Genomic DNA, 13,021 nt, shown 5'->3' with positions numbered 1-13,021 from the left:
ACCGTCCGCAGTTGCGGTCAGCCGACCCGAAGCTCGCGTGCGGCCGACCTCGCCACGCCTTCTTCGCGTGTCGCCACCGTTTCGGCGAAGCGCGCGAGCAACGGATTGAAAAGTTCCGGGCGTTCCCAGAACGGGGCGTGTCCCGCGCCGGGGATGACGTGACAGTGTTCCCAGAGGGAGCGGCAAGCCAGCGTTTCGAAGTAACTCAGCCGCACGAAGAGGTCGTTCTCGCCGTTGACGATGGCCACGGGGAATTGAGCCTGCTCGACCACCTGTTTCTGGTCGGCGCCCCGACCGGTGAACATGCCGCGCGTCACTGCAGAGCGTAAGCGACCATCTGCCCGCAATATGGCCCGGCGAAATGACGGACCAGCGCTGTCGCCAAAGCACAGTGCCTCGAACCTTTCGGCGTCGCGATCCGAGTAAACCTTCTTGGAAGCGAGCAACATGTCCCAGCTGGCATGGAAGCCTCGAAGCATCCCGAAAGGTCCTTTCGAGACCGGCGGCGCGCCGGTGAGCATCAGCCCTGCGAACGCAGGATGAAAGCTTGCCAGTTCCATGGCGACATGGCCGCCGAGCGACCAGCCGAAAACGATGGCGCGGTCGATAGCCATGCGATCGAAAACCTCAGCGGCCGCTTGGGCGAGACCGCCGAGCGAGTAAGTCGCGACCGGATCGCTGGCATCCGATGAATCGCCGTGTCCAGGCAGGTCGAATGCGATCAGCCGATGCCGATCGGCCAAAGAGCTTTCGAATTGTCGCGCGAACACTGCGCGCGAACTGCCTGATCCGTGGATCATGACGATCGGCAAGCCACTTCCAGACGAATCGCTGACGCGCAAATCAGCTTCTGGTGTCCGGATCGTTCGCTCGGCCACAGGCATGCCGGATTGAACCTTCTGATTGCATTGCCGGCAATTTCGCATCTCCCCGGTCTACACCTCCTTTAAATTTTTGGTTAAGGAAGGATGTATGCCCGTGGCCGGATGTGCTCAGCCTTTTCATGGCTGATTTAGGAGGGACATGGAGTTTTGGCTCGATCTTCTTGTGTCGACCGCCAGCATCATCACGGTCGGCCAATATCTCTGGTCGATGCGGGCTCATTTTCAGTCGTCCGAAATGTCGTTGGGCGCTGCGATCATCTCGGCGTCCGTGGCCATCACGACCCTGTTCTTTCTGGCGATCATCTGGATCCTGCCACAGCCACCGCTGGCCAAGATCGTCGGCCTGATTGTCCAGCTTGTGAGCTCCATGCTGTTCTGGTGGGCGATCCTGCGGTCGCGCAGGGCGCGGCTGAGCTTTGCCTTCGACGCCGGCAATCCACAGGGTCTCGTGACCGAGGGACCCTTCTTCTATATCCGCCACCCGTTCTATACTTCCTACATCGTATTCTGGGCCGGGTGGGGCACCGCCACTTGGTCGGTATGGGCCGTGATGCCGGTTGTCGGCATATTCGCCATCTATCTGATCGCGGCGCTCGACGAGGAGAAGAAGTTCTCGCGTACCGAGCTCGCCGGCGCTTACGACGCCCATCGGAAGCGCGCGGGGCTGTTCTGGCCGCGACTGCGTTGGTGATGCCGTCGGCGCGAAGGGACCGGCGGTCGGCTCGAAGAGATGGCCATCCGGTTGGGTGCAGCCAGTTCGAGGGATCAAGACCATGAAGATCATTGCCTGCGGAAGCGTGCCGACCGTCATCGCGCCGGAAAAGTATTTCACCGGCCGAGTGCTGCAGACGCCGATCATTGAAAAGGAGGATCCGGCGCGGCTGAGGGCGACGCTGGTCAGTTTCGAGCCCGGCGCGCGCACGCATTGGCACACGCATCCGCTTGGCCAGACGCTCTACATCACGGCCGGCGCTGGTCTGGCGCAGACCTGGGGCGGTCCGATCGAGGTGATCAGGGCAGGCGACGTCATCTCCTTCGCGCCTGGCGAAAAGCACTGGCATGGTGCCGGTCCGAAGAGCGCGATGACCCATGTCGCGATGCAGGAGGCGCTGGACGGCAGCCACGCAGACTGGCTTGAGGCGGTCTCCGACGAGCAGTATGGCGGCTGAGAGCGCCCGACAAAACCCGGCCTCAGACCGGGTTTCATTGATCGATGACTGCGTTGCAGCTCAGACCAGCGACGCCGTAAATCGCTGAATGCGCGTGCAGGCTTCCTCCAGCAGCGCGTCCGAGGTGGCATAGGAGATGCGGAAGTTCGGGCCCAGGCCGAAGGCCGAGCCGAACACCACCGCCACACCCTCGGCCTCGAGCAATTCCGAGCAGAAGGCCTCGTCGCTCTCGATGAGCTTGCCACTCTTTGTCTTCTTGCCGATCAACTGGGCGCAGGAAGGATAGACATAGAAGGCGCCCTCCGGCGACGGGCACGTGATGCCGCGCGCCTGATTGAGCATCGACACGACAAGGTCGCGCCGGCCCTGGAAGATCGCCTTGTTCTTGGCGATGAAGTCCTGCGGCCCGTTCAGCGCCTCGACGGAAGCCCATTGCGCGATGGTGCAAGCGCCTGAGGTCTGCTGGCCCTGGATCATGTCCATCGCCTTGATCAGCGGAACCGGGCCCGCGGCATAACCGATGCGCCAGCCGGTCATGGCGTAGGCTTTCGACACGCCGTTCATGGTGAGCGTGCGCTCGTACAGCTGCGGCTCGACCTCGGCGATGGTCTTGAAGACGAAATCGCCATAGGTCAGATGCTCATACATGTCGTCGGTAAGCGTCCAGACATGCGGGTGCTTGAGCAGCACGTCGGCCAGCGCCCGGAGCTCGCTCTCGGTGTAGGCGGCGCCCGAAGGGTTGGACGGCGAGTTCATCAGCAGCCACTTGGTCCTCGGCGTGATCGCCATCTCCAGCACCTCTGCCGTCAGCTTGAAGCCGTTGTCGATCGAGGTGTTGGCAAACACGGAGGTGCCGCCGCAGATCGCCACCATTTCAGGGTAGCTCACCCAGTAGGGACGCGGGATGATGACCTCGTCGCCGGGGTTCAGGGTCGCCATGAAAGCGTTGAACAGGATCTGCTTGCCGCCGGTGCCGACGATGGTCTGCTCCGGCCGGTAGTCGAGATTGTTCTCGCGCTTGAACTTTTTGGCAATCGCCTCGCGCAGCGGCGCGATGCCGGAAACCGGCGGGTATTTGGTCTCGCCGCGGCGGATCGCGTCGATCGCCGCATTTTTGATGTTGTCCGGCGTATCGAAATCCGGCTCGCCGGCGCCGAGGCCGATTATGTCACGACCGGCATTTTTCAGCTCGCGCGCTTTCTGCGTCACCGCGATGGTCGCGGAAGGCTTTACGCGGGAAAGGGCGTCGGCAAGAAAGGCCATGACAGAGTGTCTCCAGGAAGGCGCGGCCAGGAGCGGCCGCGGCGCCTCTCATGTCGCATCATCGGCCCAAGCGCAAGCCTTGTCGGATGAAGCAGCGCGCAAGCTGCGGTGAGCGGCAATTCTAAGTTCATCAACGACCGGTAAACCCTTCGCTGGCAGAATGGCGGACTGATTTCCGCCAAGTTTTGCGGAGCGAGGAACCCTTGTCGCGCAGCATCGGGCTTGCCCACATCATCCGCCTGGACGACGGCACCTCCACCGCTGTCTGGGGCATCCATTCGCTGCAGAGCGCGTTCCAGCCCATCTTCGCCTTCAGCGAAGGCAAGCTTTCGCTCGTCGCCTTCGAAGGGCTGATCCGGCCGTTTCGCGACGGCGAGCCGCAGTCGCCCATGAGCTTCTTCAACACCTGTCCGGCGAGCGATCGGCTGCATGTCGAGGCGTTGACGCGCACGCTGCATCTGTTGAATGCCGGAGCCTGCCTGCCGGACGAGGCATCCATCTTCGTCAATTTCGACCCTTCGGTGTTCACCGAGCGAGCCGTTGTCGACAAGGCGCTGCGCGACATGCGGCTGGTGCTGCACGAGGCCGGCATCGAGCCGCGCCGCATCGTCTGCGAAGTCACCGAGCAGAAATCGGCATCGCAAGAGACGCTCTACAGTTTTGTCGAGGCGCTTCGGGCCAATGGTTTCCGCATCGCCGTCGACGACTACGGCGCTGAGGAGTCCGACATCAACCGCGTCAAGGAATTGAAGCCGGACATCGTCAAGTTCGACGCCCACTGGATCTCCCAGCTGATGGAATCCGGCGCCGGCTTTGCGCTGCTTACGGCGATGGTTGAGAGTTTCGAAAGTCAGGGCATCCGCACGGTCTTCGAAGGCATCGAAGAGAACTGGCAGCTCGAACTTGCCGAGAAGTCGGGCGCCTCGATGGTGCAGGGCTATGTCCTCGCCCGGCCAGAACTTGCCCCCACAAGCTTTCGCAGATTGACCAAGGACCCCCAGGCCTCGGCGGCAGAAATCAAGTCGCAGGCCACGGCCATCCCGGCATCGGCGCCAGCGGCTCGGCAGGCGAGGGTGTTCGGACGCAAGGCATCGCCATGAACAGGCGCCCCGACAGACGGCGCAACGTCGCCGAAGCGATCTTCGCCGACGAGATCGGCCTCCAGTTCGGCATCTATGGCGAGTTCCGGCTGTGGAGCGCCTATCAGCCGATCTTCGCGCCCCGGGGCAGGACGCTCAAGCCCGTCGCCGTCGAAGCGCTGATCGAGCCGCGGCGGGTCGCGCAGCCAGTGGCACCGTCGGTGTTCTTCGACAGCGTGCCCGCGCCGGATCGCCTGTTCGTCGAAACCATGTGTCGGAGGCTGCATCTCGGCAACTACAGCAATATCGGCGTCGACGACCTGACGTTGTTCTTCAACTACGATCCGTTGATCAACGATCACCTCGGGCGGGCGCTGGCCGAGATCCGCGTGATGACCAGGCAGCTCGGCGAATTTGGCCTCGAGCCGGCACTGCTGGTCTGCGAAATCACCGAAAAGCTGGCCGATGACGATGTTCTGGTCAGCCTCGTGCGCGAGATGAGGCGTGGCGGCATTCGCATCGCCATCGACGATTTCGGCACCGGCCATTCGACCGAGGAACGGATCAACTTGCTTTCGCCCGATATCGTCAAGATCGACGGCGGCTGGTTCGCCGAGTTCTGCCGCCATGCCGCGGCCGAGCGGTTCTTCCGGCCGCTGGTGTCGATGCTGCACGACCGCGGCGCCAAGGTGCTGGTCGAAGGCATCGAGCAGGCCGCTCATCTGCGCGTCGCGCTGGATGGCGGCGTGGACCTGCTGCAGGGATATTTGCTCGCTCGCCCGGCCCGTGCCGGAACGATCTTCAACGAAGAGCCGCTGTCGATCGACTCGCTGCTTGAGGCCAACGACAAAGTCGTACCGTTGCATCAGCGCCGCTGATGGTTGCGCCAAAACAAATCACTGGATGCCGCTGCTCCCAGCACGATAGCTTTCTTCATTTGCCACGGCGATGGAGGGGCCCATGATACTTTACAGCATGATCGACAGCGGCAATTGCTACAAGCCGCGGCTGCTGATGGCCAAGCTCGGCATCGCCTTCACCAATGTCGAGGTAAGCTCGCATACGGGCGAGACGCGCAAGGCGGAGTATATCGCCAAGAATCCGAACGCCATGGTGCCGTTGCTCGAGCTCGATGACGGCAGGCGTGTCGCCGAGAGCAACGCCATTCTGCTTTATCTCGCCGAGGGCACGCGCTTCCTGCCCGCCGACAGGTACGAGCGGGCGCTGGTTTATCAGTGGCTGTTCTTCGAGCAATACAGTCATGAGCCTTATATCGCTGTGCGCAAGGCGCTGCTCACCTTCCCCGAACGTGCCAAGGACGCGACGCCGGAAAGGCTGGCGCTGACGCTGGAGCGCGGCAACAAGGCGCTCGGCGTGATGAACAGGCACTTGGAAGCCAACGCCTTTTTCGCTGCAGGCAGCTACAGCGTCGCCGATATCGCGCTTTATGCCTACACCCACGCCGCCGAGATGGGCGGCTTTCAGCTCGATGCCTATCCGGCGGTGGTGGAGTGGCTGAAACGGGTCGAGGCGGACAAGGGGCATGTGCCGATCGAGTGGCTGCCCTGAGGAATTCTTTCGCGCGAAGCGTGGCGAATGGGGAAAGCTTCTGTGACGGCGCCTTCTCCCCGTATAGAGACGGGAGAAGGAAGCAGCTCCGCCATTTCGCCAATCACCACGTTCAAAATCCAGACAACAAAAAAGGCGGGACAATGCCCGCCTTCCTATGTCGGTAGCCTGATCGGGAGCGTCGGGGCCGGGCCGGCAGCAATCTGCTGCTTCGACTTGTCGGGTCCTTCCGCTCCGGCGCGCTTGTCGCGCGACCGTCAGTACATCCGTGACTTGCCGCGCGCCCCAGGCTCTCGCCCAGTGCGCGGCCTTGCTTAGTCGCATTCTTGCGACGCCAAGCGATAACGCTTGGCCGCATAATGCTTAAGCGAAATCAGGCTGCCTTGCTCAGAGATCCAGCAGCGGACTTGCCGGTACGGCGGTCCTGCTCGATCTCGAAGTTGATCTTCTGGCCTTCAATGAGGCTGGTCATGCCAGCGCGCTCGACGGCGGAGATATGGACGAAAACGTCCGCGCCGCCATTGTCGGGCTGGATGAAGCCGTAGCCCTTGGTGGCGTTGAACCACTTGACCGTTCCAGATGCCATTGAGAATGTCCTTCGCATTTGCTTCGTTTGACCGGATCGGATCCGGCCGGTGGTATCGAAATTTTGGAGATAGACGTCAGCAAACGCGAAGATCGCGAGGCCCGATCGATCGGCCAATTTCAATGGGTCGCATATAGGATGGTTCGCGGATGAAAACAAGATGAATTGGCAAGGGCGGTTCCGCCGTCTTGAATGAGGTCGCCGGCCGTGTGGAAATTTAGCGTCCAGGCGTGCGTTATAGAGAGCAACGGCGTTCTGCCGGTCTTTGGGAGAGCAACCATGAGAACCATTGTGCTTGCCGCCTGCCTGATGCTGGTCGCCGCCGAAGCGCAGGCCGTCTCGCGCTACGACCCGACGCGCATGAGCTGCGATCGCGTGCGGGCGACGATCGCCAGGCAGGGCGCCGTCATCCTGCGCTATCAATCGACGCGGGTGCCGGGACTGCCGCTCTATGACCGTTATGTGCGCGACGAGCGCTTCTGCACGATGGGCGAGGTGCGAGCGAGGGCCTATGTGCCCAGCGCCGACACCAGGTCTTGTCCCGTCTATGTCTGCAAGCGGCCGGATTTCGAGCGGCGTTTCCGCCGCCGCCTGTTCCCGCAGGACTAAACGGCCGATCGCCGCCTGGCAGTCCTGTTTGGATTCAGAACCCGAATGAAGCCTGGGCGGCGGGCGGCCGCCCGAGGCGTACGCCCTCCGTGGCCAGCATCTTTTCCTTGGTGGCCGAGCCGCCGGGCGCCGAAAAGCCGCCGATCTTGCCGCCTGCGGCGAGGATGCGATGGCAGGGAATAACCAGCGGCACCGGATTGGCGCCAAGGGCGGCTCCGGTCTCGCGGGCAAGCCCGGCATGGCCGGCGCGCTTGGCCAGTTCGCCATAGGTGGTGGTTTCGCCGAAGCCAAGCTTGCGCGCGGCATCGTAGATGGCGAGGCGGAAGTCGTCGACGCCGGCGAGATCGACCGGCACGCTCGAGAAATCGACATCCTCCCCGGCCGCGTAGGATTTGATGGAGGCGATCAATTCGACCACCCATTGCGGTTGCCGGGTCGAGGCGGAAACCCCGGCATGGCGAAACAGCCGACGCTCGACCGCTTCGCGGCTGTGCTCGGGCAGGCAGAGCCGGATCAGGCCATTTTCGCTCCAGGCTATGCCCATGAAGCCGATCACTGTTTCTAACACTGCGTGGCCGGCCGTGATCGATGATGCATTTTCCATGGCGCGCTCCTTTCCGCAAACCGCGAAAAACCGCGTACATGCACGGTACAGATAGGGAACAATATTGCAGTTTGCTGCGAGTCCCGCCACCCGAAAACCGCGGGGTGGTCCCGATTGCCCGGCCGGAATCGCTGGTGTAAGGACTTCTTAACAACCGACGAAGCGGACCTGCAGGGCTTGGCAGCGAAAATCATCCTCACGGCGATCGGCGTGCTCGTTGGCGCGGCTGGCCTCAGCGGCTGCACCTCGACCTCGCAGACGAAGGCCACGCCGGCGCTTGCGGCGGCGTCCACGCCTGCCGTCGAAGAGGACACGCCGACCGTCGCGCTGCCCGAAACCGTTGCCGTGCTGCCCGAACCTTCCGGTCTTGCGCAGGTCCAGACAGCAGCGCTGACCGGCGATGCTTCAGCAACCGGGACTCCGGGTGCGCTCCCGCCGCCGGAACAACCCGGCGTGGCGCTGCCGCCCCCGGCTCAGCCCGGCGCGGCGCTGCCGCCGCCAACGCAGCCCACGGCCTTCGCCGGCTCGACGCCTGTTGCAGGACAATTCCCGCCACCGCCGGTGCTGATGGCCGGCGCGTCGCCGACCGGACCCGGCTCGCTCAAGCACGCGGCCGTCTATGCGACGGCCGGCGTCGCCATGCCCGTCACCGGTCAGACGGCAAAAGTTGCGCCAATGCCGGGCGTCCAGCAGGTCGCCTATGTGTCGCCGGAGAACCCGGCGCTGCTTGCCGCACCTGGTCAGCCAGTGAAGCACGCCATCGGTCCGCGCGGAGAGATCGAGCGGCTGATCGAGAAATATTCGGCGATCTATGAAGTGCCGATTGATCTGGTGCGCCATGTCGTCAACCGTGAGAGCACCTTCAACCCGAAGGCCTACAATCACGGCCATTGGGGGCTGATGCAGATCAAGCACGCGACGGCGCGCGGCATGGGCTATGATGGTCCGGCCAGCGGCCTGTTCGACGCCGAGACCAACCTGAAATACGCCGTCAAATATCTGCGCGGCGCCTGGCTGGTGTCGGGCGGCAATGAGAAGCGCGCCGACCAGCTCTACCAGAGCGGCTATTACTACGACGCCAAGCGCAAGGGTCTGCTCGAAGCCACCGGCCTCGGCGTCGATCGCACGCGCCGCCGGCTGCCGCCCGACGCCTGAGCGCCGTGCCTTCGGCGGCTGACGCCCAAAAGCTGGAACGGCGCCTAGGCAACCGGTATGAAAAGTCCTAGCCCGCCAGCCCCGAACGACATCCGCATTCGCAAGATTCTCGACGATGCGCTGACCCCGCCGCATTGGCCGGACGGCTTCGTGATGCGTCCGTTCGAGCACAGGGACGCGCAGGCGCTGCACGCGCTGCTGGAAGAGGTGTTCGACGACGGCCCCGACGGACCGTTCGAGGACTGGTGGGGGCGTATTGCTGGCGATGCCGAGTTCGATCCACAACTCTGCTTTCTCGTCATCGACGCCAAGGGCCTGCTGGCGGGCGCCGCGCTTTGCTGGACATCCGGCTTCGTCAAGAATCTCGCCGTTCATCCCGAGGCCAGGGGACGCGGCATCGGCGAGGCGCTGATGCGGCAGGTCTTCCTGACCTTTCGCGACAAGGGCGCGGCTCATGTCGATCTCAAGAGCAATACGGTCAAGAACGCCGCCGCCTTCAGGCTCTATGAGCGGCTCGGCATGATCCCGGTCACCTGGGAAGGCTAGCCAATTTCCGGCACCTGCCGAGAGCTCCACGCCAAATCCACGGCGGCATTGTGAACCGCTTCACACAGCCTGACGTTAGAACATGCTAATTCGTCATGGCGCCGGGCGGCCGATCGGTGGATCGACGCAGGCAAGGCGTCGGAGGGGGCTGTGCCGGCATGTACAAGCCTCTCCAAGGCGGGCTCCGGGGCGGTGGGTTTCGGAGTCCGCCCGCTTTAGCGGATGGCGTAGGTCGCGTCGCACTTAGCCAACAGGAGCCGTTCGGCGGGGCACCGGTCCTGTCGCGTGTGTGGCGGCGCCGGGGAACCGAAAGGCACGTTCCGCATTCCGATGCGGGGTGGAGGGCCCGATGAGCTGGCGGCGTGTGGAGCTCCGCGCCACCGGTTCCACAGGGAGATCCACCGTCATGAAGCTCTTCCACGCATTTGTGGCGTTTGCGGCCGGCGCCCTGCTGTTGGCCGCTCCGGCGTGGGCCGTCGACCTGTCGATCGTCTCCGGCGACACCGGCAACGGCATCAAGGTGCTTCGCGAGATCCTCGACCGCTACGAGAAGCAGAGCGGCAACAAGGTGAACATCGTGGTCATGCCGTCGTCGACGACCGACCAGTTCGGCCAGTACAGGCTATGGCTCGCCGCCGGCAACACCGACATCGACGTCTACCAGACCGACGTCATCTGGGCGCCGCAACTGGCCAGCCAGCTGGTCGACCTGACTGCAGCGACAAAAGATGTCGTCGGCGCCCATTTCCCGTCGATCATCCAGTCGCAGACCGTCAACGGCAAGCTGGTGGCGCTGCCGATCTTCACCGATGCGCCGGCGCTCTATTACCGCAAGGATCTCCTCGACAAGTACGGCGCCAAGGTTCCGACCACCTGGAAGGAACTGGCAGACAGCGCCAGGCTCGTCATGGACAAGGAGCGGGCCGCCGGCAACAAGGACATCTGGGGCTTCGTCTTCCAGGGCAACGCCTATGAGGGGCTGACCTGCGACGCGCTCGAATGGGTGACGTCGAACGGCGGCGGCCAGATCATCGAGCCGGACGGTACCGTCTCAATCAACAATCCAAAGGCCGTGGCTGTGCTCGACATGGCCAAGGGGTGGATCGGCAGCATTTCGCCGCCGGGCGTGCTCGCCTACCAGGAAGAAGAATCGCGCGGCGTCTGGCAGACCGGCAATGCCGTCTTCATGCGCAATTGGCCCTATGCCTATGCGCTCGGCAATGGCGCGGACTCGCCGATCAAGGGCAAGTTCGACGTGGTGCCGCTGCCGGCAGGCACGGGCGAGGGCGCGCGGCCCGCGGCGACGCTCGGCGGCTGGAACCTTGCCGTCTCCAAATATTCGCAGCACCCGGATGCGGCGATCGACATGGTGAAGTTCATCGCCTCGCCCGAAATGCAGAAATACCGGACGCTGAAGACATCCAATCTGCCGACGATCGAGGCGCTCTATGAGGATGCCGACATCGCCAGGGAGCAGCCGATCATCCCACGCTGGAAGCAGGTGTTCCTCAATGCCGTGCCGCGCCCGTCGGCCGCGGTGAAGATCAAGTACAACGAGGCCTCGAGCCAGTTCTGGACAGCCGTGCACAAGACCTTGTCGGGTGAGGGAAATGCCGCCGACAACCTCGCCGATCTCGAAGCAAGGCTGACCAAGCTGAAGGGCAAAGGCTGGTGACCACAGAGCCGGCACGGTCCGGCCCAATTGTTCGCACCAGTGGAAACTGGGCCGGCGAAACGGCGATAGCGCGAGTGCCGCCAACGCCTGCGGTCGCCGCGCGGCCGCCGCCCTCGCGGCTGATGCGCCAGCGCGTGCGCTCGGCATGGCTGTTCCTTGCGCCAATGCTGCTGGTGCTTGCCGCCGTCGCCGGCTGGCCGCTGATCCGCACCATCTATTTCAGCTTCACCGATGCTTCGCTCGCCGATCTCGAGGCTCGGCAATGGGTCGGCTTCGACAACTATTTCTCGGTGCTCAGCATGCCAAGCGGCCGGGTGATCTATGACGGCCTGCTGGTCGACCCGGTCTGGTGGCGCGCCGTGTGGAACACCGTGCGCTTCACGGCCGTCTCGGTGACCTGCGAGACGATCCTCGGCATGATCGTCGCGCTGGTGCTGAACGCGGAATTCCGCGGCCGGGGCGTCGTCAGGGCGGCGATCCTCATCCCCTGGGCCATCCCGACGATCGTCTCGGCCAAGATGTGGCAGTGGATGCTCAACGACCAGTTCGGCATCATCAATGTCGTGCTGCTCAGTCTCGGCCTGATCCAGACCAAGATCGCCTGGACCGCGAGCGCCGACACGGCGATGGTCGCGGTGCTGATCGTCGACATCTGGAAGACGACGCCGTTCATGGCCCTCCTGATCCTGGCGGCGTTGCAGATGTTGCCGCGCGAGATCATCGACGTGGCAAGGCTCGACGGCGCCAGTCCCTGGCAGATCTTCTGGCGGGTGACCTTGCCGCTGATCCGCCCGGCGGTGATGGTGGCGGTGATCTTCCGCGGGCTCGACGCGCTGCGCATCTTCGACCTGATCTATGTGCTGACGCCCAACAATGTGCAGACCAAGTCGATGTCTGTGTTCGCGCGCGAGAACCTGTTCGAGTTCGACAAGTTCGCCTATGGCTCGGCAGCCTCGACGCTTCTGTTCCTGATCCTGGCGCTGCTCACCATCGCCTATATCCGCGTCGCCCGCATCAGCCTGGATGGAGGCCGCTGAGATGGCGATGCTGAAGCGCGCGGCCTTCTACCTGCTGGTGGCGGTGATCGTCTTCGTCGCGGTGTTTCCGTTCTACTATGCCATCGTCACCAGCCTAAAATCGGGTAGCGAGTTGTTCGAGGCGAATCTCTGGCCGAAGTCGCCCAGCCTCGCCAACTACGCCAATGTGCTCACCGAAGGCGCCTTCCTGCGCAACCTCGTCAACTCGCTGGTCGTGTCGGGCGCCGTGGTGCTGATCTCGCTGCTGCTCGGCGTCACCGCGGCCTATGCGCTGGCGCGTGTTCGCTTCCGCGGCCGCTCGGCGCTGATGCTCGCCATCCTGTCGGTGTCGATGTTTCCGCAAGTGGCGGTGCTGGCCGGCCTGTTCGAGATGGTCCGCTGGGCCGGTCTCTACAATTCGCTGGTGGCGCTGATCTTCTCCTACATGATCTTCACCCTGCCGTTCACGGTCTGGGTGCTCACCACCTTCGTGCGCGACCTGCCGGTCGAGGTCGAGGAAGCGGCGATCCTCGACGGCGCGACGCCATGGATCATCATCACCCGCATCTTCCTGCCGCTGATGTGGCCGGCGCTGGTCACCACCGGCCTGCTCGCCTTCATCGGCGCCTGGAACGAGTTCCTGTTCGCGCTCACCTTCACCTCCAACAACGCGCAGCGCACGGTGCCGGTGGCGATCGCGCTGCTGTCCGGCAACTCGCAATTCGAGATCCCCTGGGGCAACATCATGGCCGCTTCGGTCATCGTCACCGTGCCCCTGGTGGTGCTGGTGCTGATCTTCCAGCGCAAGATTGTGTCGGGGCTCACTGCCGGCGGGGTGAAGGGATAGGACGCAACCGGCAGCGCCA

Annotated in this window: 15 protein-coding genes; 11 read left to right on the top strand and 4 right to left on the bottom strand. The window is 63.6% G+C overall.

Going from position 1 to position 13,021, the window contains the following annotated elements; translation table 11 throughout:
• Positions 1-17: 17 nt before the first annotated feature.
• Positions 18-800 (bottom strand): alpha/beta hydrolase, encoded by a 783-nt coding sequence (locus tag EN818_RS24530; RefSeq protein WP_245518826.1) that lies wholly within the window; start codon positions 798-800, stop codon positions 18-20.
• 223 nt (positions 801-1,023) lie between these two features.
• Here EN818_RS24530 and EN818_RS24525 point away from each other — a divergent pair, with 223 nt between their 5' ends.
• Both EN818_RS24525 and EN818_RS24520 read left to right on the top strand, forming a co-directional pair.
• Complete coding sequence (locus EN818_RS24525; protein ID WP_095806924.1) at positions 1,024-1,575, top strand: isoprenylcysteine carboxylmethyltransferase family protein; 552 nt, start codon at positions 1,024-1,026, stop codon at positions 1,573-1,575.
• A gap of 82 nt (positions 1,576-1,657) precedes the next feature.
• A complete protein-coding gene (locus EN818_RS24520) occupies positions 1,658-2,053 on the top strand; it encodes a cupin domain-containing protein (RefSeq protein WP_095806923.1) in 396 nt (131 codons plus the stop codon).
• Between the two features lie 60 nt (positions 2,054-2,113).
• Here the strand turns inward: EN818_RS24520 and EN818_RS24515 are convergent, their stop codons facing one another.
• Positions 2,114-3,316: a pyridoxal phosphate-dependent aminotransferase gene (locus EN818_RS24515; RefSeq protein ID WP_095806922.1), complete on the bottom strand. Its 1,203-nt coding sequence runs from the start codon at positions 3,314-3,316 to the stop codon at positions 2,114-2,116.
• 203 nt (positions 3,317-3,519) lie between these two features.
• Between EN818_RS24515 and EN818_RS24510 the strand changes: the two genes are divergently transcribed.
• From EN818_RS24510 to EN818_RS24500, 3 genes are all read left to right on the top strand, one after another.
• A complete protein-coding gene (locus tag EN818_RS24510; protein WP_095806921.1) occupies positions 3,520-4,416 on the top strand; it encodes an EAL domain-containing protein in 897 nt (298 codons plus the stop codon).
• Complete coding sequence (locus EN818_RS24505; protein WP_129553841.1) at positions 4,413-5,273, top strand: EAL domain-containing protein; 861 nt, start codon at positions 4,413-4,415, stop codon at positions 5,271-5,273. The genes EN818_RS24510 and EN818_RS24505 overlap by 4 nt, the downstream gene beginning before the upstream one ends.
• Positions 5,274-5,355: 82 nt before the next feature.
• Positions 5,356-5,964 (top strand): glutathione S-transferase family protein, encoded by a 609-nt coding sequence (locus EN818_RS24500; RefSeq protein ID WP_095806919.1) that lies wholly within the window; start codon positions 5,356-5,358, stop codon positions 5,962-5,964.
• A gap of 373 nt (positions 5,965-6,337) precedes the next feature.
• On the opposite strand, the gene EN818_RS24495 is transcribed toward EN818_RS24500, so the two are convergent.
• Complete coding sequence (locus EN818_RS24495) at positions 6,338-6,550, bottom strand: cold-shock protein (protein WP_095807037.1); 213 nt, start codon at positions 6,548-6,550, stop codon at positions 6,338-6,340.
• Between the two features lie 279 nt (positions 6,551-6,829).
• Here EN818_RS24495 and EN818_RS24490 point away from each other — a divergent pair, with 279 nt between their 5' ends.
• Positions 6,830-7,159 carry a hypothetical protein gene (locus tag EN818_RS24490; RefSeq protein ID WP_095806918.1) on the top strand — a complete coding sequence of 110 codons (330 nt, stop codon included), beginning with the start codon at positions 6,830-6,832 and terminating at the stop codon, positions 7,157-7,159.
• 34 nt (positions 7,160-7,193) lie between these two features.
• On the opposite strand, the gene EN818_RS24485 is transcribed toward EN818_RS24490, so the two are convergent.
• Positions 7,194-7,763 carry a methylated-DNA--[protein]-cysteine S-methyltransferase gene (locus tag EN818_RS24485; protein ID WP_129553842.1) on the bottom strand — a complete coding sequence of 190 codons (570 nt, stop codon included), beginning with the start codon at positions 7,761-7,763 and terminating at the stop codon, positions 7,194-7,196.
• Positions 7,764-7,940: 177 nt separating this feature from the next.
• On the opposite strand from EN818_RS24485, the gene EN818_RS24480 reads away from it, so the two are divergent.
• The 5 genes from EN818_RS24480 (at position 7,941) to EN818_RS24460 (ending at position 13,002) form a co-directional block, all read left to right on the top strand.
• On the top strand, positions 7,941-8,918 hold the full coding sequence (locus EN818_RS24480) for a transglycosylase SLT domain-containing protein (RefSeq protein ID WP_095806916.1): 978 nt from the start codon (positions 7,941-7,943) through the stop codon (positions 8,916-8,918).
• Between the two features lie 57 nt (positions 8,919-8,975).
• Positions 8,976-9,464, top strand: coding sequence for an N-acetyltransferase (locus EN818_RS24475; RefSeq protein ID WP_095806915.1), 489 nt, complete (start codon positions 8,976-8,978; stop codon positions 9,462-9,464).
• Between the two features lie 406 nt (positions 9,465-9,870).
• Positions 9,871-11,139 carry an ABC transporter substrate-binding protein gene (locus tag EN818_RS24470; RefSeq protein WP_095806914.1) on the top strand — a complete coding sequence of 423 codons (1,269 nt, stop codon included), beginning with the start codon at positions 9,871-9,873 and terminating at the stop codon, positions 11,137-11,139.
• Positions 11,140-11,261: 122 nt separating this feature from the next.
• Positions 11,262-12,176 carry a sugar ABC transporter permease gene (locus EN818_RS24465; RefSeq protein WP_095806913.1) on the top strand — a complete coding sequence of 305 codons (915 nt, stop codon included), beginning with the start codon at positions 11,262-11,264 and terminating at the stop codon, positions 12,174-12,176.
• 1 nt (position 12,177) lies between these two features.
• Entirely contained in the window at positions 12,178-13,002 is an 825-nt protein-coding gene (locus EN818_RS24460) for a carbohydrate ABC transporter permease (protein ID WP_095807036.1), read from the top strand.
• The last annotated feature ends 19 nt before the right edge of the window (positions 13,003-13,021 follow it).

The sequence above is a fragment of the Mesorhizobium sp. M3A.F.Ca.ET.175.01.1.1 genome (assembly GCF_004791945.1).
In the GTDB taxonomy this organism is placed as follows: Bacteria; Pseudomonadota; Alphaproteobacteria; order Rhizobiales; family Rhizobiaceae; genus Mesorhizobium.
This window is presented reverse-complemented; position numbering and strand designations above follow the sequence as displayed.

Bases quoted from the DNA above. Each gene is read 5' to 3' on its own strand.
- EN818_RS24525 (WP_095806924.1), top strand. From the start codon at position 1,024: ATGGAGTTTTGGCTCGATCTTCTTGTGTCGACCGCCAGCATCATCACG.
- EN818_RS24485 (WP_129553842.1), bottom strand. From the start codon at position 7,763: ATGGAAAATGCATCATCGATCACGGCCGGCCACGCAGTGTTAGAAACA.
- EN818_RS24460 (WP_095807036.1), top strand. From the start codon at position 12,178: ATGGCGATGCTGAAGCGCGCGGCCTTCTACCTGCTGGTGGCGGTGATC.
- EN818_RS24505 (WP_129553841.1), top strand. From the start codon at position 4,413: ATGAACAGGCGCCCCGACAGACGGCGCAACGTCGCCGAAGCGATCTTC.
- EN818_RS24470 (WP_095806914.1), top strand. From the start codon at position 9,871: ATGAAGCTCTTCCACGCATTTGTGGCGTTTGCGGCCGGCGCCCTGCTG.
- EN818_RS24495 (WP_095807037.1), bottom strand. From the start codon at position 6,550: ATGGCATCTGGAACGGTCAAGTGGTTCAACGCCACCAAGGGCTACGGC.
- EN818_RS24500 (WP_095806919.1), top strand. From the start codon at position 5,356: ATGATACTTTACAGCATGATCGACAGCGGCAATTGCTACAAGCCGCGG.
- EN818_RS24515 (WP_095806922.1), bottom strand. From the start codon at position 3,316: ATGGCCTTTCTTGCCGACGCCCTTTCCCGCGTAAAGCCTTCCGCGACC.
- EN818_RS24530 (WP_245518826.1), bottom strand. From the start codon at position 800: ATGATCCACGGATCAGGCAGTTCGCGCGCAGTGTTCGCGCGACAATTC.
- EN818_RS24465 (WP_095806913.1), top strand. From the start codon at position 11,262: ATGCGCCAGCGCGTGCGCTCGGCATGGCTGTTCCTTGCGCCAATGCTG.
- EN818_RS24490 (WP_095806918.1), top strand. From the start codon at position 6,830: ATGAGAACCATTGTGCTTGCCGCCTGCCTGATGCTGGTCGCCGCCGAA.
- EN818_RS24520 (WP_095806923.1), top strand. From the start codon at position 1,658: ATGAAGATCATTGCCTGCGGAAGCGTGCCGACCGTCATCGCGCCGGAA.
- EN818_RS24475 (WP_095806915.1), top strand. From the start codon at position 8,976: ATGAAAAGTCCTAGCCCGCCAGCCCCGAACGACATCCGCATTCGCAAG.